Source organism: Amycolatopsis sp. cg13 (assembly GCF_041346965.1).
Taxonomy (GTDB): Bacteria; Actinomycetota; Actinomycetes; order Mycobacteriales; family Pseudonocardiaceae; genus Amycolatopsis.
The window spans coordinates 6,727,567-6,754,381 of the sequence record NZ_CP166848.1 but is presented as its reverse complement, the minus strand read 5'-3'; the positions used below and the strand labels follow the sequence as shown (position 1 = coordinate 6,754,381).

The window sequence follows — 26,815 nt, the reverse complement described above, 5'->3', positions numbered from 1 at the left end:
CAGCGACACTCGCGCGTACGCTCCGGAGCGCACGGTGTGTCAGCGCAAGGTCACCGACAACGCCTGCGCGATCTCCTTGCCGATAGCGTGCGTGGCGGCGTCCGGCGGCTGCCCGACCTTCACCACCATCGGCCCGCCGAACGGCTGCCGCTCGACCACCTCGATGCGCTCGCCGAGGCCGATCGCGTGCTCGGTGAGGTAGCGCAGCAGGTCCGGATCGGTGTCCCACACCCGGACGATCTCGCCGACCGCACCGGGCGGCAGGTCGTCCAGAATGCGCATCGGGAGTTCCTCGACGCTGCCGTCCGGAGCCGGAATCGGATCGCCGTGCGGATCGCGAACGGGGTTGCCGAGTTTGGCCGCGATGCGCTCGACGAGCCGATCGGAGACGGCGTGCTCCAGCGCGTCGGCCTCGGCGTGGACCTCGTCCCAGGTGAAGCCGAGTTCGGAGACCAGGTACGTCTCGATCAGCCGGTGCCTGCGCAGCACCGACCGGGCGAGCTGGCGCCCCTCGGAGGTCAGCTCGATGCCGCGGTAGGGCACGTGCGCGACCAGGCCGAGCTGCGAAAGCTTCGTGACCATGCCCGACGCCGACGACGGGCTCACCTCAAGCCGCCCGGCCAGCGACGCGTTGGTGACCGCCTCGCCCCGTTCGACCAGCCCGTAGATCACCCGCACGTAGTCCTCGACCGACGACGACCTCCGGACGGAACCATCTCCCATGCCGCATACGATACGGGGCCCGGTCTGGTGTGGTCTGCCGGTCAGGGCCGCCAGAGGCCGCCGGTCTGGTCTGTCGCGCCGATCCGGCGCGGTCACCCCGTCTGGGCAGCCCGGCCAGGACCGTGCCGCAGCCGCCGCCCCGCTCAAGGACCTCGTTGTCGGTCACGGCCGCCAGCGGGCTAGCCGCGCCGACGCGGAGTCACGGCCGCCAGCGGTAACGAACCCACCCCGGCACCGGCTCCGCGCCGAGCTGCGCGTAGAACGCCTCCGCCTTGGCGTTGCCCGCCTGCATGTCCCACTCGACCCGCCCCGTCGTGCGGGCGCGCAACGCGTCGAGCAGCTCCCGGCCCAGCCCGTGCCTACGGTGCTCCGGACGGATGAACAGATCGTCGAGCCAGATCCCCGGGCGGCCCTCCCACGTGGAGAAATTCCAGCTGCAGAAGGCGAACCCGGCCACCAGGTCCGGCCGTCCCGGCGGAGTGCAGATCAGCACCCACGCCTTCGGCTCCGGCCCGAACAGGTGACCGCTCATCTCGGCGCGGTCGAGTTTGAGGTCGTGCTTGTCCTCGTAGACCGCGTGTTCCTCGATAAGGCTGCAGATCTCCTCGACGTCCTCGAAGACAGCGTCGCGTACGGGCATCGGGCGCCCCTTTCTGGTTCTGGCGGTTTTGTCGGTGGTCTCGGTTACCGTGCGGGAATGACAGAGGAGCGGTTCGAAGACCTGGTCGACGAGCTGCAGCACTGCCCGGGCGTCACGCCGCCCCGGATCGGCCGCGGCTTCGGGTCGCACGCGCTCAAGGTGCACGGACGGATTTTCGCGATGTTCGTCCGCGGCCGCCTCGTGGTGAAGCTGCCGAAGCCCCGGGTGGACGAACTGGTGGACAGCGGCCACGGCGTGCGGTTCGACGCGAACAAAGGCATCCCGATGAAGGAGTGGTTTTCGATGGATCCGGAGGCTCCGCTGGAGTGGAGCGCGATAGCCCGGGAGGCGATGGCGTTCGTCGGCAAGTGAAACAGCATCACGAGGCCTCGTAAAGAAGCTCGCCGCCCACCGCGGTGCCGAGCACCCTTGCGTCCTCCACAGTGGACAGTGGATCCGCGGACAACACCACAAAATCCGCGAGTTTCCCCGGCTCAAGCGTGCCGAGGTAGCTCTCCGCGAAGGTCGCATAGGCCGAGCCGTACGTGTAGGCGCGCAGGGCCTCCGCCGGGGTCAGCGCTTCCTCCACCGAGAACGGTTCGCCGGTGGAGGTCCGGCGGTGGACCATGTCGGCGAGGCCCAGCAGCGGGGCGCCGTCGACGACGGGGCGGTCTGAGCTGGCGGGCAGCACGCAGCCGGCATCGAGGACGCTGCGGAGGCGGTAGCACCACGCCACCCGCGATTCGCCCAGGGCTGCGCGCATGCCGTCGCCCAGTTCGTTCACGAACCGGCCTTGCGGGGACGCGATCAGGCCTAGCGACGCCAGGCGGGTCAGCTCCGCTGGCGGGAGCACGGCGCAGTGTTCGATGCGGTGCCGGTGGTCGGCGCGCGGGGTGGCGGCGAGGGCGGCTTCGTAGGCGTCCAACACCACCGTGACGGCTCGGTCGCCGATGGCGTGGGTCGCGATTTGCCAGCCGGCGTCGTGGGCTTGGCGGATGGTGCGCGTGAGCTCGTCCTCGGGCACCTGGAAGTAGCCGCGGTTGTCCGGTTCGCCGTCGAACGGTTCGTGCATCGCGCAGGTGCGGCCGATCAGCGAGCCGTCGGCGAAGAGCTTCATCGGGCCGATGCGCAGCCACTCGTCGCCTAGGCCGGTGCGCAGGCCCAGGTCCAGGCCGAAGCCGGCGCCGTCGGGCAGGTCGTGCAGGACGCTCGCGGCGACCATCACCGTGCTCCGCACTCGCAGGACACCGCGTTCGCGCGCGAGCTGGTACGCGGCCAGCTCGGCCGGTGTCTCGCCGACCAGGCCGCCGCCGATTCCGGCTTCCTGGACGCTCGTGATGCCCTCGGACAGGTACTGCTGGCTCGCCCGGTCGAGGCCGCGGACCACCGATTCGAGCGGCGTCGGGTACGTCAGCGGACGCAGCAGCAACTGCGCCTGCTCGCGCAACAACCCGGTCGGCGAGCCGTCGGACGACTGCACCACGTCGCCGCCGACGGGGACGTTCGCGAGGTCCAGCTGGTCCAGCACGGCGGAGTTGACCAGGGTCATGTGGCCGGACGTGTGCTTGAGCCGCACGAGCATGCCGGGGGCGGCTCGATCAAGACCATGCCGGTCGGGGTGTTCGCCGCCGGCGAGTTTGTTCTGGTCGTAGCCGCTGCCGACGACCCAGCTCCCGGCGGGCAGCTCGGCCGCGCGCCGCGCCACGGCGGCATACACCTCGTCGACGCTGCGGCAGTCGCTCAGCGGCACGTCGTCCAGGCCCATGCCGAACCACGCCATGTGGTTGTGCGCGTCGTGGAACCCGGGCGCGACGAAGCCCCCGCCGAGATCCACCCGGCGACGGGCGGACAGCTCGCGCGCGTCGTCGCCCAGCGCCACGATCCGGCCGTGCAGCACCGCCAGCGCGGTGTCGCCGGTGACCAGCCTGGCGTTCTCGTACACCGCGTCAACCTGCATGCCTTCGACACTATCGATCGATCGATCGAACGTCTAGGCTCCCTCCCATGAGCACCGTTGACCTGGCCGTCGAGGGCGGCATCGCGCAGATCCGGCTGAACCGGCCCGAGCGGCTCAACGCCGTCGCGCCCGTGCTGGTGGACGACTTCCTGACCGCGCTGGAGGAAGTCGCGCACAGTGACGCCCGCGTCGTCCTGCTCTCCGGCAACGGCCGCGCCTTCTGCGCCGGGCACGACCTGAAGGAACCCACCCCCGAGGGTGATTCCCGGGCGCGGCTGGAGCGGCTCCAGGACGTCACGCGGCGGCTGCGCGCGCTGCGTCAGCCGGTGATCGCCGCCGTGCACGGGTACGCGATCGGCGCGGGAGCGGAGTTCGCACTGGGCTGCGACCTGATCCTGGCCGCCGAGGATGCCGTGTTCGCGTTCCCCGAGGTGTCGCTGGGCCTGAGCGTCACCGGTGCCGCGTCGAAGCTGCTCCCGCTGCTGGTCGGGCCGATCAAGGCCAAGGAACTGCTGCTGCTCGGCGACCGGTTCGACGGCCGTCGCGCGCACGACCTCGGCCTCGTCAACGCCGCCGTACCGGCGGACGAGCTGATGCCGCTGGCGCTCGGCTGGGCAGAGAAGATCGCGCATCACCCGCCGGAGGCCGCCACGATGGCGAAGCGGGCGCTGGACGCCGGGATCGACCACGCCTTCGACTCCGCGCTGGAACTCGAGGTCACCCACGCCCTGATCACCGAGCACTCGGCCGCCGTCCGCGAGTCGACCGAAGCGTTCCGGAGCCGGGCGTGACGCCGCTGCAGCACGTCGACACCCTGGTCGCGCTGGTCACGCGCGCCGCGCAGCTCTGGCCGGAGCGCACCGCGTGGATCTTCGACAGCACCGACACCCGGTTCACCTTCGCCGAGGTCGACGACCGCAGCGGACGCCTCGCGAAAGCACTCCAAGACCAAGGCATCAAGGCAGGCGATCGCGTCGCGGTGATGCTCCGCAATGAGCCGGAATTCCCGCTCATGTGGCTCGCGCTCGCCAAACTCGGCGCCGTTCTGGTCCCGGTGAACATCAACTACCGCGAATTCGACGGCGCGCACGTCCTGCGCCACTCCGGCGCACGGCTCGCGGTGGCCGCTGAAGAGTTCGTGGAACTGCTGGAGAAAATCGCGCCGGAAACGGCCGTGGAACGCGTCCTCACCCCGGACGCGCTCCAGTCGGAAACGCGTTATGAACCCGAATCGGTGGTCGCCGAACAGCCGGTGAACATCCAGTACACGTCCGGCACCACCGGCGCGCCGAAGGGCTGCGTGCTGCCGCACCGGTACTGGACCACACTCGCGATCGGCCTCGCCACCGGCTTCCCCACCGTCAGCGAAGACGACGTTCTGCTTACCGCGCAACCATTCCACTACATTGATCCACAGTGGAACGTCGCACTCGCGCTGGCCGCCGGAGCGACGCTCGTCGTGCTGGACCGCTTCCATCCCTCCACGTTCTGGGCGAAGGTCCGCGAGCACGAGGTCACCTGGTTCTACTGCCTCGGCCTGATGCCGACGCTCCTGCTGCGCCAGCCGCCGCACCCGGACGACCGGAACCACCGCGTCCGCGCGATCAGCGCGTCGGCGATCCCGCCCGACCTGCACGCCCAGCTGGAGCAGCGCTGGGGCGTGCCGTGGTACGAGGCCTTCGGGATGACCGAGACCGGCGGCGACATCCGCGTGTCCGAGGCCGATCACGACGCCGCGGTCGGCACCGGCTGCATCGGGCGGCCGACCCGCGACCGCGAGGCGATGATCGCCGACGAGAATGGGAAACCGTTGCCGCGCGGGGAAACCGGCGAGCTGCTGATCCGCGGCATCGGGCTGATGCACGGCTACCACGAGGATCCTGAAGCGACCGCGCGCGCCTTCGCCGGCGGCTGGTTCCACACCGGCGACCTCGCACGGATGGACGCCGAGGGCCGCGTCTACTACCTCGGCCGCACCAAGGACATGATCCGCCGCAGCGGCGAGAACATCTCCGCCGACGAGGTCGAGCGCGCGCTGCTGCAACATCCGAAAGTGCAGCTCGCGGCCGTGCTCGCGGTGCCGGACGAGCTGCGCGGCGAGGAAGTGAAGGCGTACGTCGTGTGCGGCGAGGACCGTCCGTCGCCTGAGGAGCTGTCGAAGTTCTGCGCGCGGCAACTGGCGTACTTCAAGGTGCCGAGGTTCTGGACGTTCGCGGACGACCTGCCGCGCACGCCGTCGGAACGGGTCGCGAAGGGAGAGCTGCGCAAGGTCGCCGACCTCCGCGCCGGATCCTGGGACCGCAGCACCGGGGAGTGGCAGTGAGCAGCGCCGAGCGAGTGCGGGCGGCGGCCGTGAAACTGTTCGCCACCAAGGGTTTCCACGGCACAGGCATTCGGGATCTGGCCCAGGAAGCCGAACTTTCTTCGGCGACGCTCTATCACTACATGGGCACCAAGGAAGATCTTCTTGTCGAGATCATGACGACCTCGCTGCGCCGCCTGATCGACGCGGTCGCGAAGGCCACCGCGGGCAGTGACGATCCGGTGGTCCGGATGCGCACGCTGGTCGCACTGCACGTCCTCGCGCACGCCGCCCAGCCCGGCGAAACCCGGGTGGTGGACAACGAAGTCGACGCGCTTTCGGCTCCGGCGCGTGCCCGAGTCGTCGCGCTGCGGGACGAATACGAGCAGTACTGGGCGAACGCGATCGAAGACGGCACCGCGGCAAACGTGTTCCACACCGCACAACCGGCCGTGACCCGGCTCGCATTGCTGGAAATGTGCAGCGGAGTGGCCCGGTGGTATTCGCCGAAAGGCCCGCTGAAGCTCGAAGACCTGGCCACGCACTACGCGGAACTGGCATTGCGGGTGCTCGGGCACCCGGTCGCGGTGCGTGCCCGCGACCTCCGGCAATGCCTCGAAGTGGTCGCCCAGGTGTGGGACTTGCCTGTCCAAGAGGGCTTTTAGCGCCATACGCCTTGCTCAGACGGCGAACGTGGGGGACGCTCGAAGGGTGACTGAGCAAACGATCCAACTCGAACTGGACGACTCGGGTCTCTCGCCTGGCCTGCCCGCACCCGCAAACCCGCGCGATCAGGTCCAGGACGTCCCGTATCGGCCAGTCGAGTTTCGTGACGACGACCTGCCCAGCGCGCTCGAGCGCTGTGCAGTATGGCTGCGCCAAGCGCAGGAGTGGCTGGGAGAACCGCTCGACGTCCTCGCGATCCACCTAGACTACGACGAGCGACAGGGTTCGCCCTACTACGACGTGAAGCTGCTGTGCAACGAGGAGGACCTAGCCGGGGTCCCCATCGCGATGCGCAACAAAGAGAAGTCGTAGCACTCGATCATCCCGCCGCGAAGGCCCTCTCGGACTCCGAGGGGGCCTTCGCCGCGTTCGCCGGTAGGGGCATGACAAACCTCGGCGCATCCGGGCAAGATCGGAGGCGGACGAGGGAGGGTATTGCCGGTGACCGAAATCGTGGTGCGCTGGTCCGAACCGCTGCCCGCGGAGGACCGCTACCTGAAGCTGCTGGACGAACTGGAGCGCGGCCGCTACGACGCGTACCGGCTCGAAATCGACCAGCGCCGCTTCCTGACCGGCCGGGTGCTCGCGAAGACGCTCGTCGCGGAACGCCTCGGCGGCGCGGCGGGGTCCGTGCGCTTCGACGCGACCTGCGACGACTGCGGCAAACCGCACGGCCGTCCGCGTGTGCCGGGTTCGGATCTCGTGCTGTCGATCTCGCATTCGGGCAACCTGATCGGCCTCGCGGTCACTGACGGGGTGCCAGTCGGCCTCGACGTCGAAACCGCCAGCCGCAAGGCGGACGCCTCGCTCGTGGAGTACGCGCTGAGCCCGGCCGAGCGGGAAGCCGTCGCGGGCCTGTCGGACGAGGAGCGTTCGGCGGCGTTCTTCATCTACTGGACGCGCAAGGAAGCGGTGATGAAGGCCACCGGCAAGGGGCTGAAGATCCCGCTGCAGAGCATCACGTTCTCCCGCTACGACGCGCCCGCCGAGCTGGTGGCCTCCGGCGACGACGCGCTCGACCCGGCGCGGACCCGGCTCGCCGACCTCAAGGCGGCCGACGGGCATCGGGCCGCGGTGGCGGCGTTGACCGCGGACAGCCTGAGCGTCACCGAGGAGCACTGGCTGCCGTAAAGGTCGTGAGCGTTTATCCCGGTTAGAACCGTGACCGGCACTCACGAGGCGCTGTCGTCCAGCCCCATCGCGCCGAGCAGCGTGCGGAACTTCGCGATCGTCTCCCGGTACTCGGTGTCCGGATCCGACGCGGGCACGATGCCGCCGCCCGCGTAGAGCCGCATCGACGTCTCGGCCACCTCGGCGCACCGGATCGCGACGGCCCACTCGCCGTCGCCCGCCGCGTCGACCCAGCCGACCGCGCCCGCGTAGTACCCGCGGTCGAACGGCTCCAGCTCCTGCACCAGGTCGCGCGCGGCGACGGTCGGGGTGCCGCAGACGGCAGGCGTCGGGTGCATCGCGGCGGCGAGGTCGAGCGCGGTCACCGAGCGGTCCGCCAGCTCGCCGGTGATGGACGTCCGCAGGTGCCAGATCGCGGGCGTGGAGACCAGCTCAGGACCGGCGGGGACGTCGAGCTTCCGGCAGAACGGCCGCAGCGACTCGACGACGTAGTCGATCACCAGGTCGTGCTCTTCCCGGTCCTTCGCGGACGCGAGGAGGGCTTCGCCGTTGGCCCGGTCGGTCTCCGGGTCGGCCGAACGCGGCATCGACCCGGCGTGCGGGGTCGTGAACACGGAGTCGCCCGCCCGGGAAAGCAGCAGCTCAGGCGTGGCCCCGACGAGGGTGCGGCCGCCAGGCAGTTCGGCGGCGTAAGTGAAGTGGCGCGGGTTGCCGCGCGCGAGGTTGCGCACGATCCCCTCGACCGGGATCGGGGCGTCGAATTCCAGCTCGAGCGCACGGGCGAGCACGGCTTTGCGCAGGTCACGGTCGTGCAGGGCGGCGACGGCTGCCCGCACGTTCTCGCGGTGGCCGTCCGCGGACGGAAGCCGCCGGGTGGCCGCGGGAGCGGGCAGGTCGGCGGCGGGCGGAGCGGCCGGGGTCTCGGCCTCGGACTGGGCGCGGTGCACCGTCCGGGGCAGCACGAGGTGCCCCGGCGACGAAGCGCCGGGTCCGGTGTCGAACGGCAGCACTCCGACGGCGAGCGGCACGCCGGATCGCTCCAGCTCAGCGGCTGCCGAGCGGGCGAGGCGGCGTGGGTCGGCGTCGGTGACGGTGCCGAGCGCACCGCGGGCGAGCAGGGCTCGCCGGGCGGTCGCGAACAAGAAGTCGCCACGCTGGTAGCGGACGGTGGTCTGCGCCGGGGTCGCCGGCGCGGTACTGGTCGTCACTCCACCAGCGTCTCAGGATCCGGGAGCGCCGCGGGGAAAGTGTCGCCGGTGCAACACCTTCGCGCACACCTTCCCCGCGGCCGCCGGATCAGCGTTACTTGAGCGCGTCGATCAGCGCTTCGCGCTGCCGTTCGCCCAGGCCAGCGGCCCGGCGGTCGGGGTCGATCCCCGCCTGCTCGAGCAGCGCGGCGACCTTGACCGCGCCCAGGCCGGGCACCGCCTTGAGAAGCTGCGTGACCTTCGTCTTGCCGACGGTCTTGTTCTCCTTGGCCCGCTTGAGCACCGACTCGATGCTCTCCTTGCCGGACTTGATCGAAGCGAGCAGCTCCGAACGCGCCTTACGAGCCTCTGCCGCCTTGGCGAGGGCCTCGGCGCGCTGCTCCGGAGTCAACGTGGGCAGAGCCAACGTAATGTCCTTTCCTCTCAGGTCTCCGCTTTCGCGGCCGACGGTCTCAGCCGATGCTTGCAGCTGCAAGCGCTGGCCAGCCGTCACTTACCACGGCCCCAGTAAACGCCACGTGCCCGCAGTACGCGCAACCGACACGCACTTATCACCCGTCGACGGGCACGGCGGACCTGCGCGAGGGGACCCCTCGCGACCTGTGAAAACGGCCCCGAAGGGCTCATTTCCACCCCCATTACCTCACCCGAACGGGAGTGTATTTCGCCGCAGTTAACACAACGCATTTTCTTGTCCCGCAACAGAAAGCGCGACAGAAGTGGATCATGAACGGCCGGGGCCGCCACCCGATGGCGGGAGCGGCCCGACAAGCCGTTACCGAACTTGTTCGTGCCTGATCCGGCGGATGCGCATTAGAGTCGGGCGCACCCCCAGTTCACCGGCGAACCAGCACCACGGGAGTCACCCATGTTGAGCACGATGCAGGACGGACAGCTGTCGCTCGCGAAGCTGCTGCGCCACGGCACGAAGGTGCACGCGAAGAGCGAAGTCGTCACCTGGACCGGTTCAGAAGCCCGCCGGGAGACGTACGCGGAGCTCGGCAAGCACGCCGCCCGGCTGGCGAACGCGCTGCGCGGTCTCGGCGTCACCGGCGACCAGCGGGTCGGCACGTTCATGTGGAACAACGCCGAGCACCTCGCCGCCTACCTGGCAGTGCCCGCCATGGGCGCGGTGCTGCACACGCTGAACATCCGGCTGTTCCCCGAACAGCTGGTTTTCGTCGCGAACCACGCCGAGGACCACGTCGTCATCGTCGACGGCACGCTCGTCCCGCTGCTGGCGAGCAACCTGCCGGGGATGAAGACGGTCAAGCACGTGATCGTGGCCAACGGCGACGCGTCCGCGCTCACCGCGCCCGAGGGCGTCACCGTGCACTCCTACGACGAGCTGCTGGCCGGGCAGTCCGACGAGTTCGACTGGCCGGAGATCGACGAGCGGGCCGCGGCCGCGATGTGTTACACGTCCGGCACCACCGGCGACCCGAAGGGCGTCGTCTACTCGCACCGGTCGATCTGGCTGCACTCGATGCAGGTCTGCATGACCGACAGCATGCGGCTTGCCCAGGAAGACCTCGCGCTGGCGATCGTGCCGATGTTCCACGCGATGTCGTGGGGCCTGCCGTACGCGGCGATGATGGTCGGCGCCTCGCTGCTGATGCCGGACCGGTTCCTGCAGCCGGCCCCGATCGCGGCGCTGCTGGCCGCGGAGAAGCCCACCTTCGCCGCCGCGGTGCCGACGATCTGGCAGGGCCTGCTCGCGCACCTGGACGCGAACCCGCAGGACATCAGCCACGTGCGCGAGGTGGTCGTCGGCGGATCGGCCGCGCCGCCGTCGCTCATGCACGCCTTCGAGGAGCGCTACGACGTGCCGATCCTGCACGCGTGGGGCATGACCGAGACGTCGCCGCTGGGCAGCGTCGCGCGTCCGCCCGCCAGCGCGACCGGCGAGGAGCGCTGGGCCTACCGCTACACCCAGGGCCGGTTCCCGGCGTCCGTGGCGGCCCGGCTGATCGGCGACGACGGCGAGGAACTGCCGTGGGACAACGAGGCGGTCGGCGAACTGGAGGTCTCGGGTCCGTGGATCGCGGGCGCCTACCACGGCGGAAGCGACATCGATCCGGAGAAGTTCCACGACGGCTGGCTGCGCACCGGCGACGTCGGCAAGATCAGCCCGGACGGCTTCCTGACCCTGACCGACCGCGCGAAGGACGTGATCAAGTCCGGCGGCGAGTGGATCTCGTCGGTGGACCTGGAGAACGCGGTGATGGGCCATCCGGCGGTAGCCGAGGCGGCAGTCGTCGGCATCCCGGACGAGAAGTGGGACGAACGCCCGCTGGTCGCCGTCGTGGTGAAGGAAGGCCAGCAGGCCACCGCCGAAGAACTGCGCGAATACCTGTCGGACAAGGTCGCGAAGTGGCAGCTGCCGGAGAACTGGACCTTCGTGGAGGAGGTGCCCAAGACGAGCGTCGGCAAGTTCGACAAGAAGCGGCTGCGCGCGTCCTACTCCGAGGGAAAGCTCGACATCTCACACCTCTGAGCGGTAAATCTCCGGCGAGTTGTCGGCCTGGGAAGGACTTCGTGCGGGAATCTGTTGCACGCAAGGAGTCCTTCCCAGCACGTCGGAGGAGAACTGGGGATGCAGCAGCGAAGCAGGAGGGCGTTCCTGTCGTTGGCGGGAACGGCGGCGGTGGGAGCGGTCGCGGCGGCGTGCGGGTCGAATACCGGGCGGCCGGGGGATCCGCCGCCGTCCACGGCGATGTCGGCGGGTGCGCCGACCACGTCGCAGGCCCCGAAGGTCACGCTGCAGCAGTGGTACCACGCCTATGGCGAGGACGGCGTGCAGGAAGCCGTCAAGAACTACGCGGCCAGCTACCCGGGCGCGAAGGTCAACGTCGTGTGGAACCCGGGCGACTACGACTCGAAGATCGTCACCGCGCTGCAGAACAGTCCAGTGCCGGACGTCTTCGAGGCGCAGGTGAAGATCGACTGGGTCCGGCAGAACCAGGTGGTGTCGCTGGACGACATCATCGGGCCGGTCAAGAACGACTTCAGTCCCGCCGTGCTCGCCGCGCAGACCGTGGAGGGCAAGGTCTACGGCATTCCGCAGGCCACCGACACACAGGTGCTCTTCTACCGCAAGAGCATGCTGCAGGCCGCGGGCGTGCAGCCGCCGCAGACCGTCGACGAGCTGATCGACGCCGCGAGCAAGCTGTCGAAGGACGGCGTGAAGGGCCTGTTCGCGGGCAATGACGGCGGCGTCGGCACGCTCACCGGGCCGCTGCTGTGGTCGGCCGGGCTCGACTACCTGAAGAACAACAACCGCGAGGTCGGCTTCGACGATCCGCGCTCGGCCGCCGCCTTCAGCAAGCTGCACACGCTGAACACCAACGGTTCCCTGCTGCTCGGCGCGCCCGCCGACTGGTCGGATCCGGGAGCGTTCGTCGACGGGCTCTGCGCGATGCAGTGGACCGGGCTGTGGAACGTCCCGAAGGTCCGCGACGCGCTCAACGACGACTTCGGCGTCCTGCCGTTCCCGAAGCTGGACGACAGCGGCAAGCCGTCGGTTCCGGTGGGCGCGTACGGCGCGATGGTCAACGCGAAGAGCGCGCACGTCAACGAGGCCAAGGCGTTCGTGAAGTGGCTGTGGATCGACCAGACCGACAGCCAGCTCGAATTCGCCACCCGGTACGGCTTCCACGTGCCCGCCCGGCAGAGCCTGATCGACAAAGCGCAGACGCTGCAAACCGGTCCGGCCGCGGACGTGGTGAAGTTCGTCAAGGAGAACAGCCACCTCATCGGCGGTCCAGTGTGGACACAGACCTCGAACACCGCGCTGTCGGACGCGGTCGCGAAGATCGCCAAGGAGGGCGCGGACCCGGTGGCGCAGACGAAGGCCGCGGTCACCGTCGCGCAGTCCGAGCTGAAACGCCTTTTCGGATGAAGCTGTCCCGGAAAACCCGGGATACGCTGGCGTTCTGGGGGTTTGTCGGCCCGTTCCTGCTCGGACTGGCGATCTTCGCCTACGTGCCGATCGGGTGGAGCCTGTACCTGTCGTTCTTCGACGCGCGCAACACGGTCACCCCGAGCGTCTTCGTCGGCCTGGACAACTACGCGCACATGCTCTCCGACGGCCCGTTCGTCGCGAGCCTCGGCACGTTCAGCGTGTTCGCCGTGTTCATCGTTCCGCTGACGTTCGTGCTGTCGCTGGCGTTGGCGGTCGGCGTGAACCAGCTGCGGTTCGCGAAGGCGTTCTTCCGTTCGGTGTTCTTCCTGCCGTTCGCGTGTTCGTACGTGGTGGCGTCGCTGATCTGGAAGACGTCGCTGTTCTCCGGCGTCCGCTACGGCCTCGCGAACACCGTGCTCGGCGTCTTCGGCATCGACCCGGTGGCGTGGACCGGCACCGTGCACCCGCCGCTGTACTGGATCGTGCTGGTGACCGCCCGGCTGTGGCTGCAGCTCGGCTTCTACATGATCCTGTTCCTCGCTGCGCTGCAACGGATTCCGCAGCATCTGTACGAGGCGGCGTGGCTCGACGGCGCGAAACCAGGCTGGCAGGTGTTCCGGCACATCACGCTGCCGCAACTGCGCGCGACGTCGGTGGCCGTCCTGCTGCTGAACCTGATCAACGCGTATCAGGCGTTCGACGAGTTCTACAACATCATGGGCGATTCCCGGGGTTATCCGCCGTTCGCGCGGCCGCCGCTGGTGTACCTCTACTACACCTCCCTCGGCTCCGGCGGCCAGGATCTGGGCCGCGGCAGCGCGGGCGCGATCATCCTGGCGCTGCTGATCGCCGTGGTCACTCTGCTGCAGGGCAAGCTTTTCCGGTTCGATCGGAGCGCGTCATGATCCGCGCGGTGCTTCGCTGGACGGCGCTCGGCGTGTCCGCGATCCTGTTCCTGCTGCCGTTCTATCTGTTGCTGCGCAACGGTCTCGCCTCGCGCGCGGAGCTCACCGCGCCGGGCTGGACGCTGTGGCCGAAGCAGATCCACTGGGAGAATTTCACCAAGCTGTTCGACCAGCAGGACGTGCCGTTCGCGCGCAGCATCCTGAACTCGGTCGTCGTCGCGGTCCTGCAAACCGTCGGCCTGCTGGTGGTGTGCTCGCTCGCCGGCTACGGGCTGGCGCGGGTGCCGTACCGCTACTCGAAGCCGGTTTTCTACGCGGTGCTGGCGACGCTGATGATCCCGACGTCCGTGACGTTCGTGCCGAGTTTCGTGGTGGTGTCGACGCTCGGCTGGCTCTCGGATTTCCGCGGGCTGGTGATCCCGGGCCTGTTCAGCGCGTTCAGCGTTTTCCTGTTCCGGCAGTACTTCCTCGACTTCCCGAAGGAGCTGGAAGACGCCGGCCGCGTCGACGGCCTGTCCCGCTGGGGCGTCTTCCGCAAGATCGTGGTGCCCAACTCGCGCGGGTTTTTCGCCGCGATCGCGGTGATCACCGTGATCGGCAGCTGGAACGCGTTCCTGTGGCCGCTGATCATCGCGCAGTCGCCGGACTCGTGGACGGTGCAGGTCGCGCTCTCCGGGCTGCTCACCGCGCAGAACCCGCAGCTGAACCTGCTGTTCCTGGCCGCGGTGCTGTCGATCGTGCCGATCGTGCTGCTCTTCGCGTTTCTCCAGCGGTATCTGGTACGCGGGGTCACCGAATCCGGGTTGAAAGGCTGAAAACCGTCACATCGACCGGCAACCGCGCGTAACGTTTCGCCGTTAGCCGCCGACGACTCACCGTCGCCACAGTCGTAGCAGGAGTGCACCCATGACGGACCCTTATCAGCAGCAGCCCTACCCCGGCCAAGACCCGGCGCAGGGCCATCCGTCCGGGCCCGTCCCGGCACCCGGGTATCCGTCCGGGCCGACGCCCGCGCCGGGATACGGCCAGCCGCCGGTGCCTTATGGGGCACCGATGTACGGGGCGCCGTATGGGGCTCCGTATCCGGGTGGCGTGCCGTTGAAGACCAGCGGGCTCGCGGTGGCCGGGATGGTCGTCGGGATCGTGGCGTTGATCTTCTTCTGGGTTCCGTTCTTCGACGTGGTCGCGGCGATCACGGCGATCGGCCTCTCCTGGGCGGGCATGGTGCAGGCGGGCAAGCCCGGGTGGACCGGGCAGGGCATGGGCATCGCCGGACTGGTGTGCGGGATCCTGGCCGCGATCCCGGCGGTGATTTTCTTGATCTGGTTCTTCGTGTCGCTGTCCGCGGTGGGGGCTACCTGCGCGTTCTACTGCTGAGGCCCTTCGCGGTCCTGGCATTCGAGCTCCGCCAGGTGCGTCAACGCCGGAAGCGCCGCCACGAGAGCCCCGACCTCGTCGGCGGCGAGTTCGCCGATCAGCCGCGCGAACGCGTCGATGCCCGCCTGGTGCCGCTTCTTCACGTACGACGCGCCGGCTTCGGTGAGCCACACCAGCGTGACCCGCTTGTCGGCCGCGTCGCCCTTCCGCTCGACCAGGCCGGATTCCTCCATCGACCGGACCAGGGCGGTCATCGCGGGCTGGGTGACGCCCTCGATCGCGGCCAGTTCGGTAATGCGGCGCGGGCCGCACCGGTGCAGGGTCGCCAGGGTGGCGGCGGAGGTCATGCTGATTCCGCGCGGCAGCCGTCTCGCGGCCCTGGTGGCCAGCCCGTAGAGGACCGACCCGATCGCCGCGGAAGCGCCCCGAGTGTCGTCGTCTTGACGGCTCATCCGTGAAGCATAGAGTATTTATATAAATGATCTATGCATCCGGAGGTTTCCATGGCCAAGGGCTACTGGGCCAGCATCTACCGCGTCATTTCCGACCCCGAGAAGCTGGCCGCCTACAACAAGCTGGCCGGTCCGGCCGTGCGAGCCGGGGGCGGGCGGCTCCTGTCTCGTGACGGCCGGGTAGCCACCCGCGAGTCCGGAATCGCCGAACGCGCCGTTCTGATCGAGTTCGACAGCTTCGAACAAGCCGTCGCCGCCTACGAGAGCGAGGCTTACCAGGAAGCGCTGGCCGTCCTCTCCGACGGCGTCGAGCGCGACTTCCGCATCGTCGAAGGCATCGACTGACCAGCTTTCGCGAGCCCGCGGCGGGCCAGCGTGCTCCGGCCCGGATCGCGCTGGCCCGCGAAGTCACCCCCTCCGTTCGGCGGTAGCACCCCTCTCCCTCATGTGACAAAGTCACCCGCATTGTCACGGCAAATGTGAGAGACCTTCGCATTCTGCTCTGGTCTCGTTCACCGGCCGGTCATGGACATCCGGGAGCGTGCTGCAGCACGGGCGAGAGGCGGGGAGCGGGAACATGGCGGAACTGACCAGGCGGGCGTTCACCACCGCGGGTGCGGCGGGCGTGGGATTGCTGCTCTGCACTCCGACGGCCAACGCACTGGACCGGGCGTTGCGGCGGACCAGCCAGCGGGCTGTCCGGACCGGCGGCACGACACTGGAACAGGCTGCTTCCGGTGCGCCGACTGGGTACTCGCGGCTTTCCGCCGGACCCGGCTGGCCGGTCGCGGTGCGGGCGGATCTCGTCGAGGCCAAGGCCGGGCGCGACGACCGGCGGACCGCGCTCGGGGCGTTCGTGCAGTTCACCGACCTGCACATCACCGACACCGAATCGCCTGCCCGGTTCGAGTATCTGCATCCGTTCATCGGATCCGCGCATCGGCCGCAGGAAACGCTGGGCACGGTCGCGACCAGCGCGCTCGTCAAGCGGGTCAACAGCCTGCGCGCGGGGCCGTTCACCGGGCGGCAGTTCGACTTCGTCATGACCACCGGCGACAACACCGACAACCACGAACTGCTCGAACTCGACTGGTTCCTCACAACGCTCAACGGCGGCGCGATCACGCCCAACTCCGGCGACCCGAATCGCTACGAGGGTGTTCAGGCCTCCGGCAACCCGGAGTTCTGGAACCCCGGCACCCGGCTCGCCGACGACTACACCAAGAAGGGCTTTCCGCAGATCCCCGGACTGCTCGAGGCCGGGATCTCGTCGTTCACCGCGCCTGGGTTGAACCTGCCGTGGTACTGCACGTTCGGCAATCACGACGACAGCGTCGTCGGCACGCTGCCGGAGGGCATTCCGGGCATCGAGGCCTGGTACACCGGCAAATACAAGGTCATCGGCAAGGACGAGAGCAGCGCGCGCAAGCTCGGCACCGCCATCCAACAGGGCCAGAGTGTGCCGCTTGGCGAACTGTTCGGCGGCGGCACCGTTCGCGAGGTCACGCCGGATCCGCGGCGGCGGCCGTTCAGCACTTCGGAGTTCGTCAAGGCACATCTCGCCGCGAAGAACACCGGGCCGGGGCCGGTCGGACATGGCTTCACCGACGCCAACTCCGACGGGCGCAACGTCTACTACACGTTCCGGATCGCGCCCGGCGTCACCGGCATCAGCCTCGACACCACTACCCAGGGCGGGTTTGCGGACGGGTCGATCGGGCTCGCGCAATTCAACTGGGTGGAGTCGACGCTCAAGCGCAACAGCTCGACGTACTACGACTTCTTCGGCCGCAAGGTCACGCACTCCGTCACCGACGAGCTGTTCGTCCTCTTCAGCCACCACACCAGCGGCACCATGGGCAATCTCCTGCCCGACGCGCGCCACCTGCTGGACCCACGGCTCAACGGCGACACGTTCGTCGCGCTGCTGCAGCGCTTCCCGAACGTCGTGGCGTGGGTCAACGGGCACACGCACCTCAACAAGATCACCCCGCACGTCGGCAAAACCCCGGCGCAGAGCTTCTGGGAGATCAACACCGCCAGCCACATCGACTTCCCGCAGCACGCCCGCGTGATCGAACTGGCGGACAACCACGACGGCACGCTGTCGGTGTTCACCACGCTCATCGAGGCCGACGCCCCGTACGCCGTGGATTACTCCGCCCGCACGCCCGACGCGCTCGCCTCGATGTACCGCGAGTTCTCCTACAACGACATCCACGCGAACCTCAGCCACGTCGGCGAGGCGGGCGATCGCAACACCGAGCTGCTGCTCACTAACCCGCTCAGCTGATTACCCGCGAGGTAATCGACGCCATGCATCCGGCTGCGGTTGACTGCTCGGCATGACCGACGTCGAAGGCACGCAGCTATTCCACAAGACGATGCCGTTCAGCGAACGGCTCGGCATCGAGGTGCTGGAGCACGGCCCGGACCTGGTCCGCAGCCGGATCGCGTGGGACGAATCGCTGTGCACGCTCGGCGGCGTGCTGCACGGCGGCGCGCTGATGGCACTGGCCGATTCGACCGGAGCCGTCTGCGCGTTCCTCAATCTTCCCGAGGGCGCGCAGGGCACGATGACGCTGGAGTCGAAGACCAACTTCCTGCGCGGCGTCCGTTCGGGGTACGCCACCGCGTCGTCCAGACCACTGCACGCCGGGCGACGGGTCGTGGTCGTCGAGACCGAAATCCATGACGACGACGGCAAGCTGGCCGCGAAAATCACCCAGACGCAAGCAGTGTTGTAGCGGCGGCTCTTTACTTACCCGCTCCGGAAGGCGAAAATCTTTGGCTACCACTGGGGTCTGGGGACGGAGCCGGAATGCGGGTTCGCGGATTGTGCACGTTACTGTCCATCGTCATGCTCACGGCTGGCGCGACACAGGCCGCTGCTGAACCGCAGCACGCGCGGAACGACGAGGCCATCGACTACCACGAATGGTCGTCCGGCTCGTTCTTCGCGGGCCGGCTCGACGGGCTCGGCTTCGGCTACGGCGGCCTGCGGATCACGCATCCGGCGGGCAGCGTCGCGCACACCGAACCGGGGCTCGGCACCACGCGCACCTACGACTACGGCACCTGGACGTCGCCGAAGTACCGGCAGGGCTTCGACGCGACGCAGCTGATCGCGTCGTGGAACGCGCGCACCCCGGCGAAGACGTGGCTGGAGGTGCAGGCGCGCGGCCGGACTTCGGCTGGAGCCGAAACCACTTGGTACACCATGGGCCGCTGGGCCAGCGGGGACGCCGACATCCACCGCACCAGCGTGGACGGGCAGAGCGACGCCAACGCCTCGGTCGACGTCGACACGCTCGCCACGAAGGCGGGCGTCACGCTGCGCTCGTACCAGCTGCGCGTGACGCTGTACCGCGAGCAGGGTTCGCCGACTACGCCGACGCTGTCCTCGCTCGGCGCGATGACCTCGAACGTGCCGGACCGGTTCGACGTCCAGGCCACCAAACCCGGCCGGGCGCGCGGGATCGAGCTGAAGGTGCCGCCGTTCGCCCAGAACATCCACAAAGGACAGTTCCCGCAGTACGGCGGTGGCGGCGAAGCCTGGTGCAGCCCGACGTCGACCGAGATGGTCGCCGAATACTGGGGCCGCAAGCCGTCCGCGCAGCAGATGGACTGGATCCCGGCGGACTACCAGGACCGTTCGGTCGTCTACGCCGCACGCAACACCTTCGACTACGCCTACGACGGCACCGGCAACTGGCCGTTCAACACCGCGTACGCCGCTTCGCTCGGGTTGCGCGGGCACATCACGCGGCTGCACGACCTCAACGAACTCGAGGGCTACATCGCGCGCGGCATCCCGGTGATCACCTCGCAGTCGTTCCTGGCCAGCGAACTCGACGGCGCGGGCTACGGCACGGCCGGGCACCTGATGGTCGTCGTCGGTTTCACCCAGGCGGGCGATGTGATCGCGAATGACCCGGCGTCCAGCTCCGACGGCCGCGTGCGCACGGTGTACAAGCGGGACCAGTTCGAGAAGATCTGGCAGCGCACGAAGCGGCACACCGAGAGCGGCGCGGTGGCCGGCGGGCCGGGCGGGGTCGTTTACCTGATCACGCCGTAATTATTGGCTGGTTCGCCCTGCCGCCACGGCACTACAGTGCCGTTCGTGACCGAGCCTCCGGACAGCCTGTCGGATCCCCGCGAGCTGCTGCTCGCTTACCTCGACTACTACCGCGACACGCTGCTGCGCAAGCTGGACGGCTTGGCCGAGGCCGAGCTGCGCACCAGCAGGCTCCCGTCGGGCTGGACCCCGCTCGAGCTGCTCAAGCACCTCGCGTTCGTGGAACGGCGGTGGCTGCGCTGGGGATTCCTTGGCGAGGACATGGATCCGGTCTGGGGCGAGAACGACCCCGAGACCGGGAAGTGGTCCGTGGGGGCGGAGGAATCGGCGGATGAGATCCGGGCGCTCTTCCAAGCCGAATGCGCGGCCTCCCGCGAGATCGTGGCTGGCGCTCAGCTGCAGGACATCGCAAGCGGCGGCGGCCGCTTCGATTCTCCGGAGCGGCCTCCCGCGTTGAGCTGGATCCTGTTTCACCTGCTTCAGGAGTACGCGCGGCATGTGGGGCAGCTGGATGTGGTGCGTGAGTTGGTCGACGGGGTGACTGGTGAGTAGGTGGCTCGTGCGCGGCAATCCCGGTTCTAACCGCGATAAACACTCACGAGACCGGGCTATGGCCACATGCGCATGATCCGTGATTAGCTGCCCCTGAACGCCGTCGAAGGGTTGTGCATATGCCGTACGAGGTCCAGGGAGTCGTGTCACGGGCCAAGGGTGAGCCGGTCACGCTCGAGACGGTGGTGGTGCCGGATCCCGGACCGGGCGAGGCCGTCGTGTCGGTGCAGGCTTGCGGGGTCTGCCACACCGACCTGCACTATCGCGAGGGCGGGATCAACAACGAGTTCCCGTTCCTGCTCGGGCACGAAGCCGCGGGTCGGGTGGACAAGGTCGGCGCGGGCGTCACCGATCTCGCGCCCGGCGACTACGTGATCCTCAACTGGCGCGCGGTCTGCGGCACCTGCCGGGCGTGCAAGCGCGGCAAGCCCTGGTACTGCTTCTCGACTTTCAACGCCGAGCAGCCGATGACGCTCACCGACGGCACGAAGTTGTCGCCCGCGCTGGGCGTCGGGGCTTTCCTGGAGAAGACGCTCGTCCACAGTGGACAGTGCACCAAGGTCGACGAGCGCGCGGAACCCGCCGTCGCCGGGTTGCTGGGCTGTGGCGTGATGGCCGGGCTCGGCGCGGCGATCAACACCGGCGCGGTCGGGCGCGGCGATTCGGTCGCGGTGATCGGCTGCGGCGGCGTCGGCGACGCGGCCATCGCGGGCGCGCAGCTGGCCGGGGCCACCACGATCGTCGCGATCGACACCGACGACCGGAAACTCCGGTGGGCCAAGGACTTCGGGGCCACGCACACGGTCAACAGCCGCGGCTTGAGCGAGGACGACGTGGTCGCCGCGATGCAGGACGCGACGAACTCGTTCGGCCCGGACGTCGTGATCGACGCGGTCGGCCGTCCGGAGACCTGGCGGCAAGCGTTCTACGGACGCGACCTCGCCGGCACCGTCGTGCTCGTCGGCGTGCCGACGCCGGAGATGAAGCTGAACGACCTGCCGCTGATCGACTTCTTCGCACGCGGCGGTTCGCTGAAGTCGTCGTGGTACGGCGATTGCCTGCCGTCGCGGGACTTCCCGATGCTCGTCGACCTGTACCTGCAGGGCAGGCTGCCGCTGGACAAGTTCGTCACGGAGCGGATCGGCGTCGACGGCGTGGAGCAGGCTTTCGAGCGAATGCACCACGGCGACGTGCTGCGCAGCGTGGTGGAGTTCTGATTCTCTTCGCCGACGCGGACTATCCGGCCGACCCGTACCCGGGCACGCGGCCGAACTGCTCGTACGTGCACCTCGACGGCGCGGGCCATGCCTTGGACACCGCGCCGTCGGGGTGGCGTTCGCGCACGCCGGTGCTCGCGTACGGGTCGAACGCGTGCCCGTCGAAGATCACCTGGCTGCGCACCGAACTCGGCCTGGCCGGGCCGGTCGTCGCGGCTCGTGTCCAGTGCACCGGGCTCGCCGCGGTGTGGGCCGCCGGGCTGCGCGAACGCGACGGCCAGCGTCCGGCGACGCTCACCGCGCTGCCGGGCGTGACGGAGGACCACTTCGTCTGGTTCGCGACGCCGGAACAGTTGGCCGTGCTGGACGTCTGCGAGGGCCGCGGGAATCGGTACGACCTGGCGATGCTGGACCACGCCGACATCCGGCTGGACGGCGTGCTGCTTTCCGGCGTGCACGCTTATGTCGGGGCCGCGCCGGTCCGGTTTCCGTTGCTGGTCAACGGTTCCCCGGTCCGCGTCGCTGACGTGGCACAGGCGGACGCGGCGTCGCTCATCGGTGAACCGGCGGCAGGGCACGGCCTCGCCTGCACCGTCCTGCCGCCGGAGCAGGCCTTCAACTGACCCGCGGGTCCGGAATCGCGCGCACGGTCAGGAAGCCCAGCGGTTCCTGGGCCAGCCGCGCGTGGCGTTCGGGATCAACGGCAGCTGAGGCCTCAGGAGGGCGTCCCTCGCGCAGCTGCTCGATCAGGAACCCGGCCTCGCGCAACTCTTCGCAGGTGCGTTCCAGCGGGGCGAGCCAGTACCGCACCTTCCAGCCGCGGCTCCAGACCTCCTCGATCACCCGGACGTCGAAGTAGCTGCCGCCGTGCCGGAGCCAATCGCCGGTCGGATGCTGCCGCGACAACACCAGCGCACCGCCTGGCCGCAGCACCCGGCGGAACTCGCGCAGCGCGCCGACCCGGTCGTCCACGTACTCCAGCGCGAGGGCGAACAGCACCTGATCCACCGACGCGTCCGGCAGCCAGGCCAGCGGTTCGGCCAGGTCCTGGACGCGGAACTCGCCCGCCGGTACTCGCTCGCGGCTCAGTTCGACCATGCGCGGGCTGAGGTCGAACCCGGTCACCCGCGCACCGCGTGCGGTCAGTTCTTCGGCGTAGAGGCCGGGGCCGCACGCGGCGTCGAGGATGTGCTGCCCGGCGACGTCGCCCAGTAATTCCAGGCAGGCCGGGCGGTCGTAGTGCGCGTTGTAGAACCCGTTTTGCGCGTGGTCGAGGAATTCGTCGGCGAACACTTCGTATTGCGGAAAGGAACCCACTGCATCGCTCACCCGCGCCAGTCTGCCCGCGCGGGCGCGTTCAGCCGAGCAGTTTTCCGGGGTTCAGGATCCCGGTCGGGTCCACCGCGGACTTGGCCGCGCGCAGCACGTCCAGCCCGATCCGGCCGATCTCCGCCTCCAGGTACGGCGCGTGGTCGACGCCGACCGCGTGATGATGGCTGATCGTCCCGATGCCGGTGATCGCCTCGCACGCCGCCGCTTTCGCACGCTGCCACTGTCCGACGGGATCGGTGTCGTCCCGCGAAGTCAGCACCGTGAAGTACAGCGACGCACCGGTTTCGTAGGCGTGCGAAACGTGGCACATCACGATCGCGCGGCCCAGCGAGGCCACCAAAGCCGCGCGCACCGCGTCGTGCAGTTCGTCCAAATTGGACCAATAGGCCGCGGTCTCCAGGGTTTCCACGCACACGCCCAGATCCAGCAACGCGTCGCGCTGCCGCGGTCCGTTGAACCGGCCGTGCCGCCAAGATTCGCCGAGCACCTTGCCAATCCGCAATGCGCCTGAACAACGCAGCATCGCCGACGTCCGCCTGCGCCGGACCACGTCGCCTTCCCAGCCGACGATCAGCAGGCACGGGTTCTTTACCCCGCGCGCCTTGAGATAAGCCTTCAACGCAGTCGTCTTCAACCCGGCGTTGAGCGAGAACGACACATTCGTCTCGTCCACATCAGACAGCCGGGTGACGTCGGCCAGACCGTGGTCCTGCGCGAGCTTCCGCACCGCCGCCGCGCCGGCCTCCCAGCCGTCGACGATCCAGCCTTCGTAATGCCGCTGTTCCGGCAACGGCCGCACCCGCAGCGCGACCTCGGTGATCACGCCGAGGGTGCCTTCGCTGCCGACCGCGAGCTGCCGCAGATCCGGCCCGGCCGCGGACGCCGGCGCGACCCCCAGCCGCCATTCGCCCTTGGGCGTGGCCAGCCGGACCCCGGCGACCATGTCCTCGAACCGGCCGTAACCGGACGACGCCTGCCCGGCCGAACGCGTGGCCGCGAACCCGCCGATGGTGGCGCGCTCGAACGACTGCGGCACGTGACCGAGCGTGTACCCGTGCGCCGCGAGCAGCCGTTCCGCTTCCGGACCGCGCACGCCGGCCTGCAGCACCGCGATCCGCGAAATCGGGTCCACCGACACCAGCTCGTCGAGCCGCACCAGGTCCAGCACGATCACCGCGGTCTTGTCGCCGCGCAGCGCCGCGACCCCGCCGACCACCGACGTGCCACCGCCGAACGGGACCACGCCGATGTCGTGCCGCACGCAGATGTCCAGCACGGCCTGCACCTGGTCCGGGTCCGCGGGCAACAGCACCGCGTCCGGCACCGGCACCTCGTCGCCCGCCCGGGCGTGCAGGAGGTCCAGATAGGACAGACCACCGGCGCGGCCGAGCCGCTCCGGAGGATCGAGAAGCACGTGGTCCGCGCCGAGAAGTTCCTCGAATTCGGTACGGACGGGCACAGTCAGCGCGGACTCGGAGACCGGGCTGGCCGCGCCGGTTTTCCCGCCTCGATCCGGGCCGACCTGGCCGATACGCTGGCCAAGCCACCGGACCGCGCGATCGGGCAGACCGGCCGAGGCCGCGCCCTCTTCGGTCCACGAACGCCGGATGCGGTGGTTGATGAGATCGCTCACGACTACAGTGTGACACATGGACGTCAAACGTCACTCCCGCCCGGGAGCGGCCCCCTCCGCGCTCGCGGACGCTCGCAGCCGCCCGACCTCGGCTCGCGTCGCCGACGACGAGCTCCTCGACGCCGCGCGCCAGTGCGTGCTCGCGGTCGGCGTCCGGCGGACGACACTCGCCGAGATCGCCCGAACCGCGCAGGTCAGCCGCATGACGGTGTACCGGCGGTTCCCCGATGTGCGCAGTGTCCTCGCCGCGCTGATGACGCGCGAGTTCAGCGGCCTGCTGCAGCGGGTGAACGAGTCCGGCGACCACGCGGCGCACGCGCGCGACCGCATCGTGCACTTGGCGGCGGCCAGCGTCGGCGCGTTGTCGGCCGATCCGCTGTTCCGGACGTTGCTGGACGTCGATGCCGAACTGGTGCTGCCGTACATCGTGGAACGGCTCGGTGCGACGCAGCACTTCGCCGAGCATGTGCTCCGAAGCCTCCTCGAAGAGGGGCACCGAGACGGTTCGGTGCGCACCGCCGAGGAGGCCGCGCAGGCACGCTCGGTGCTGCTGGTCGTGCAGTCGTTCGCGTTCTCGCTGCGCCCGGCGACCGCGGATGTCGACGAGGCCGCGCTGCTCGCCGAATTCCGGCACCTGGTCGAAGCGGGGTTGAAACCATGAGCACCGGATCCCTCAACGCGCGCCGCCGCGAACGCGAACTGTCCCGGCTGGTCGACGGCGAACAGGTCGACGTGCTCGTGGTCGGCGGCGGGGTCACCGGCGCGGGCATCGCGCTCGACGCGGCCGCGCGGGGGCTTTCCGTCGCGTTGGTGGAGGCGCACGACCTCGCGTTCGGCACGTCGCGCTGGTCCAGCAAGCTCGTGCACGGCGGATTGCGGTACCTCGCCAAGGGCGAACTCGGGCTCGCGCATGAGAGTGCGGTGGAGCGCGGGATTCTCATGACCCGCACTGCGCCGCACCTCACGCGCGCGATGCCGCAGCTTTTTCCGCTCTATCCCGGCACTTCCGCCGCGCAGCAGGCGTTAATCGCCACTGGCCTGCGGGCTGGTGACGGGTTGCGCCGGGCCGCGCGGACACCGTCGTCGGTGCTTCCTGGGCCGCGCCGGATTCCCGCCGCCGAGGCGCTGGCCTTATCCCCCGGGCTCGCTCCTGCTGGGCTCCGTGGCGCACTGCTGGCGTACGACGGTGCCTTGGTTGACGATGCGCGTTTGGTGGTCAGCATCGCCCGTACCGCGGCCTTGCTCGGGGCTCGGATCCTCCCGCGGTTGTCGGCGGTTTCCTTGTCCGGCAACGAAGCTCAGGTGAGTGATGGGACTTCTTCGTACACGCTTCGCGCGCGTCAGGTCATCAATGCGACCGGCGTCTGGGCGGACACTCTGACTGACTCTGTCCAGCTGCGTCCTTCGCGCGGATCCCATCTGGTGCTCGCGCCGGACTCCGTGCGGGTCGGAGCCACGTCGGTCAACATTCCGGTTCCCGGCGAGACCAACCGGTTCGTGTTCCTGCTGCCGCAGCTCGACGGTCGAGTCTACTTAGGACTCACCGATGAGCCGATCTCCGGCGACGTACCTGACGTTCCTTCGGTGCCCGAGTCCGATGTGGACTTCCTGCTTTCGACGGCTTCCTCGGTCCTGAACCGCCCATTGACCGCCGCGGACGTGATCGGCTCCTACGCCGGATTGCGACCGCTGGTCTCCGGTTCCGCTGGACGCAGTGCCGATCTGTCTCGGAAACACGCCGTGGTCACCGGTTCCGATGGCGTACTGACTGTGGTCGGCGGAAAGCTGACGACGTACCGGCGGATGGCCGAGGACGCCGTCGACGCCGCGTTGACGCACGCCGGATTGCCCGCTGGCCCTTCGCGTACGGCGAAGCTGCCGCTGATCGGTGCCGCGCCACGCTCCCGACTGTCTCTTGTGGACGCTCCGGCGCGATTGGTGGCCAAGTACGGCACCGAAGCACCCCGCGTGGCGGCGCTCGGCGAACTGGAACCGGAATTCGCAGCCCCGCTGTGCGCGGCGACGGAAATCACCGCGGCCGAGGTGGTGTGGGCGGTCCGGCACGAGGGCGCGACGACTGCCGAAGACGTCCTCGAACGCCGCACCCGGCTGGCCCTGGTGCCCGCCGACGCCGAAGCCGCCCGGGACCGGGTGGCCGAACTGGTGGAGAAAACGCTGGCCGGACTGTCCTGAAACTTGCCCCGGCCCGGCCCGCGCAGCCCCAATGTGGCATTGGGTGCGTCAGATGCACCGAACGCCACATTGGGGACGTCGCACGCACCCAATGCCACATTGGGGGCGGCACCACGAACGGGTGGTTATCGCCTGATCCGCGCACGACGGGACCGCTCGCGCACGTTTTACTCGCGTATTTCTCAGTGACCGCACAACCTGGACAGATGCGTAAAGGAAACTGGGAGCGGCGCCCGGTGCTGCACGAAGCCGCCGGGAAGGTTGTCAGAACCGCCGAACTCGAAGAACTGGGCATGTCCAGGAGCAGCATTTACCGCCGCTGCCTTCCCGGCGGCCCGTGGCGACGGCTCTTGCCTGGCGTCGTGCTGCTTCTCCCATGCGAGCCAGATCCGGCACAGCAGATCGAAGCAGCGTTGTTGCGAGGCGGCCCTGACTCGATGGTGACCGGTCTTTGGGCGGCGCGACTGCACGGGCTCAGCCAGGTC

General features: G+C 69.1%; 28 protein-coding genes. 20 read left to right on the top strand and 8 right to left on the bottom strand.

Annotation, left to right across the window (positions count from 1 at the left end):
- Nucleotides 1-39: 39 nt before the first annotated feature.
- Together AB5I40_RS31635 and AB5I40_RS31630 are read right to left on the bottom strand one after the other, a co-directional pair.
- Complete coding sequence (locus AB5I40_RS31635) at nt 40-723, bottom strand: metal-dependent transcriptional regulator (protein ID WP_344281110.1); 684 nt, start codon at nt 721-723, stop codon at nt 40-42.
- Between the two features lie 199 nt (nt 724-922).
- Nucleotides 923-1,363, bottom strand: a complete 441-nt coding sequence (locus AB5I40_RS31630) for an N-acetyltransferase family protein (protein WP_370933880.1) — start codon at nt 1,361-1,363, stop codon at nt 923-925.
- Nucleotides 1,364-1,420: 57 nt separating this feature from the next.
- On the opposite strand from AB5I40_RS31630, the gene AB5I40_RS31625 reads away from it, so the two are divergent.
- Nucleotides 1,421-1,735 (top strand): hypothetical protein, encoded by a 315-nt coding sequence (locus AB5I40_RS31625; protein WP_370933879.1) that lies wholly within the window; start codon nt 1,421-1,423, stop codon nt 1,733-1,735.
- Nucleotides 1,736-1,742: 7 nt separating this feature from the next.
- Here AB5I40_RS31625 and AB5I40_RS31620 read toward each other — a convergent pair whose 3' ends face one another.
- A complete protein-coding gene (locus AB5I40_RS31620) occupies nt 1,743-3,320 on the bottom strand; it encodes an amidohydrolase (protein WP_370933878.1) in 1,578 nt (525 codons plus the stop codon).
- A gap of 47 nt (nt 3,321-3,367) precedes the next feature.
- On the opposite strand from AB5I40_RS31620, the gene AB5I40_RS31615 reads away from it, so the two are divergent.
- The 5 genes from AB5I40_RS31615 to AB5I40_RS31595 all read left to right on the top strand — a co-directional run bounded on the left by AB5I40_RS31615 (nt 3,368) and on the right by AB5I40_RS31595 (nt 7,479).
- Nucleotides 3,368-4,111, top strand: a complete 744-nt coding sequence (locus tag AB5I40_RS31615) for an enoyl-CoA hydratase/isomerase family protein (RefSeq protein ID WP_370933877.1) — start codon at nt 3,368-3,370, stop codon at nt 4,109-4,111.
- On the top strand, nt 4,108-5,643 hold the full coding sequence (locus AB5I40_RS31610) for an ATP-dependent acyl-CoA ligase (RefSeq protein ID WP_370933876.1): 1,536 nt from the start codon (nt 4,108-4,110) through the stop codon (nt 5,641-5,643). The genes AB5I40_RS31615 and AB5I40_RS31610 overlap by 4 nt, the downstream gene beginning before the upstream one ends.
- Nucleotides 5,640-6,287: a TetR/AcrR family transcriptional regulator gene (locus AB5I40_RS31605; protein WP_370933875.1), complete on the top strand. Its 648-nt coding sequence runs from the start codon at nt 5,640-5,642 to the stop codon at nt 6,285-6,287. Before AB5I40_RS31610 ends, AB5I40_RS31605 begins: the two co-directional genes overlap by 4 nt.
- Before the next feature lie 46 nt (nt 6,288-6,333).
- Nucleotides 6,334-6,660: a hypothetical protein gene (locus tag AB5I40_RS31600; RefSeq protein ID WP_370933874.1), complete on the top strand. Its 327-nt coding sequence runs from the start codon at nt 6,334-6,336 to the stop codon at nt 6,658-6,660.
- Between the two features lie 129 nt (nt 6,661-6,789).
- Nucleotides 6,790-7,479, top strand: coding sequence for a 4'-phosphopantetheinyl transferase superfamily protein (locus AB5I40_RS31595; protein ID WP_370933873.1), 690 nt, complete (start codon nt 6,790-6,792; stop codon nt 7,477-7,479).
- Nucleotides 7,480-7,520: 41 nt separating this feature from the next.
- Here AB5I40_RS31595 and AB5I40_RS31590 read toward each other — a convergent pair whose 3' ends face one another.
- Nucleotides 7,521-8,687: an isochorismate synthase MenF gene (locus AB5I40_RS31590; RefSeq protein ID WP_370933872.1), complete on the bottom strand. Its 1,167-nt coding sequence runs from the start codon at nt 8,685-8,687 to the stop codon at nt 7,521-7,523.
- A gap of 94 nt (nt 8,688-8,781) precedes the next feature.
- Nucleotides 8,782-9,093, bottom strand: a complete 312-nt coding sequence (gene mihF / locus AB5I40_RS31585; protein WP_020664542.1) for an integration host factor, actinobacterial type — start codon at nt 9,091-9,093, stop codon at nt 8,782-8,784.
- Nucleotides 9,094-9,555: 462 nt separating this feature from the next.
- Here mihF and AB5I40_RS31580 point away from each other — a divergent pair, with 462 nt between their 5' ends.
- From AB5I40_RS31580 to AB5I40_RS31560, 5 genes are all read left to right on the top strand, one after another.
- Nucleotides 9,556-11,184 carry a long-chain fatty acid--CoA ligase gene (locus AB5I40_RS31580; protein ID WP_370933871.1) on the top strand — a complete coding sequence of 543 codons (1,629 nt, stop codon included), beginning with the start codon at nt 9,556-9,558 and terminating at the stop codon, nt 11,182-11,184.
- 99 nt (nt 11,185-11,283) lie between these two features.
- On the top strand, nt 11,284-12,588 hold the full coding sequence (locus tag AB5I40_RS31575; RefSeq protein ID WP_370933870.1) for an ABC transporter substrate-binding protein: 1,305 nt from the start codon (nt 11,284-11,286) through the stop codon (nt 12,586-12,588).
- Nucleotides 12,585-13,496: a carbohydrate ABC transporter permease gene (locus AB5I40_RS31570; protein WP_370933869.1), complete on the top strand. Its 912-nt coding sequence runs from the start codon at nt 12,585-12,587 to the stop codon at nt 13,494-13,496. The genes AB5I40_RS31575 and AB5I40_RS31570 overlap by 4 nt, the downstream gene beginning before the upstream one ends.
- Nucleotides 13,493-14,311, top strand: coding sequence for a carbohydrate ABC transporter permease (locus tag AB5I40_RS31565; protein WP_370933868.1), 819 nt, complete (start codon nt 13,493-13,495; stop codon nt 14,309-14,311). The genes AB5I40_RS31570 and AB5I40_RS31565 overlap by 4 nt, the downstream gene beginning before the upstream one ends.
- Nucleotides 14,312-14,402: 91 nt before the next feature.
- Nucleotides 14,403-14,873: a DUF4190 domain-containing protein gene (locus AB5I40_RS31560; RefSeq protein ID WP_370933867.1), complete on the top strand. Its 471-nt coding sequence runs from the start codon at nt 14,403-14,405 to the stop codon at nt 14,871-14,873.
- Here AB5I40_RS31560 and AB5I40_RS31555 read toward each other — a convergent pair.
- The gene (locus tag AB5I40_RS31555; protein WP_370933866.1) at nt 14,864-15,325 is read right to left on the bottom strand and encodes a MarR family winged helix-turn-helix transcriptional regulator; all 462 of its coding nucleotides are present in this window, start codon (nt 15,323-15,325) and stop codon (nt 14,864-14,866) included. The two genes, AB5I40_RS31560 and AB5I40_RS31555, sit on opposite strands and share 10 nt — an antisense overlap.
- Before the next feature lie 51 nt (nt 15,326-15,376).
- On the opposite strand from AB5I40_RS31555, the gene AB5I40_RS31550 reads away from it, so the two are divergent.
- The 7 genes from AB5I40_RS31550 (at nt 15,377) to AB5I40_RS31520 (ending at nt 21,795) form a co-directional block, all read left to right on the top strand.
- On the top strand, nt 15,377-15,670 hold the full coding sequence (locus AB5I40_RS31550) for a DUF1330 domain-containing protein (protein ID WP_370940649.1): 294 nt from the start codon (nt 15,377-15,379) through the stop codon (nt 15,668-15,670).
- A gap of 232 nt (nt 15,671-15,902) precedes the next feature.
- On the top strand, nt 15,903-17,618 hold the full coding sequence (locus tag AB5I40_RS31545) for a TIGR03767 family metallophosphoesterase (protein ID WP_370933865.1): 1,716 nt from the start codon (nt 15,903-15,905) through the stop codon (nt 17,616-17,618).
- A gap of 52 nt (nt 17,619-17,670) precedes the next feature.
- Nucleotides 17,671-18,072 (top strand): PaaI family thioesterase, encoded by a 402-nt coding sequence (locus tag AB5I40_RS31540; protein WP_370933864.1) that lies wholly within the window; start codon nt 17,671-17,673, stop codon nt 18,070-18,072.
- Between the two features lie 74 nt (nt 18,073-18,146).
- Nucleotides 18,147-19,403, top strand: coding sequence for a peptidase C39 family protein (locus tag AB5I40_RS31535; protein ID WP_370933863.1), 1,257 nt, complete (start codon nt 18,147-18,149; stop codon nt 19,401-19,403).
- 45 nt (nt 19,404-19,448) lie between these two features.
- Entirely contained in the window at nt 19,449-19,955 is a 507-nt protein-coding gene (locus AB5I40_RS31530) for a DinB family protein (RefSeq protein WP_370933862.1), read from the top strand.
- Nucleotides 19,956-20,074: 119 nt separating this feature from the next.
- On the top strand, nt 20,075-21,172 hold the full coding sequence (locus AB5I40_RS31525) for an S-(hydroxymethyl)mycothiol dehydrogenase (protein WP_370933861.1): 1,098 nt from the start codon (nt 20,075-20,077) through the stop codon (nt 21,170-21,172).
- Nucleotides 21,173-21,237: 65 nt separating this feature from the next.
- Complete coding sequence (locus AB5I40_RS31520) at nt 21,238-21,795, top strand: gamma-glutamylcyclotransferase (RefSeq protein ID WP_370933860.1); 558 nt, start codon at nt 21,238-21,240, stop codon at nt 21,793-21,795.
- Here the strand turns inward: AB5I40_RS31520 and AB5I40_RS31515 are convergent.
- Together AB5I40_RS31515 and AB5I40_RS31510 are read right to left on the bottom strand one after the other, a co-directional pair.
- The gene (locus AB5I40_RS31515; RefSeq protein WP_370933859.1) at nt 21,788-22,501 is read right to left on the bottom strand and encodes a class I SAM-dependent methyltransferase; all 714 of its coding nucleotides are present in this window, start codon (nt 22,499-22,501) and stop codon (nt 21,788-21,790) included. The two genes, AB5I40_RS31520 and AB5I40_RS31515, sit on opposite strands and share 8 nt — an antisense overlap.
- A 28-nt stretch (nt 22,502-22,529) precedes the next feature.
- Nucleotides 22,530-24,137: an FAD-binding oxidoreductase gene (locus AB5I40_RS31510; protein ID WP_370933858.1), complete on the bottom strand. Its 1,608-nt coding sequence runs from the start codon at nt 24,135-24,137 to the stop codon at nt 22,530-22,532.
- A gap of 16 nt (nt 24,138-24,153) precedes the next feature.
- Here AB5I40_RS31510 and AB5I40_RS31505 point away from each other — a divergent pair, with 16 nt between their 5' ends.
- Nucleotides 24,154-24,798, top strand: coding sequence for a TetR/AcrR family transcriptional regulator (locus tag AB5I40_RS31505; protein WP_370933857.1), 645 nt, complete (start codon nt 24,154-24,156; stop codon nt 24,796-24,798).
- Complete coding sequence (locus AB5I40_RS31500; protein WP_370933856.1) at nt 24,795-26,330, top strand: glycerol-3-phosphate dehydrogenase/oxidase; 1,536 nt, start codon at nt 24,795-24,797, stop codon at nt 26,328-26,330. Before AB5I40_RS31505 ends, AB5I40_RS31500 begins: the two co-directional genes overlap by 4 nt.
- Nucleotides 26,331-26,815: the final 485 nt, after the last annotated feature.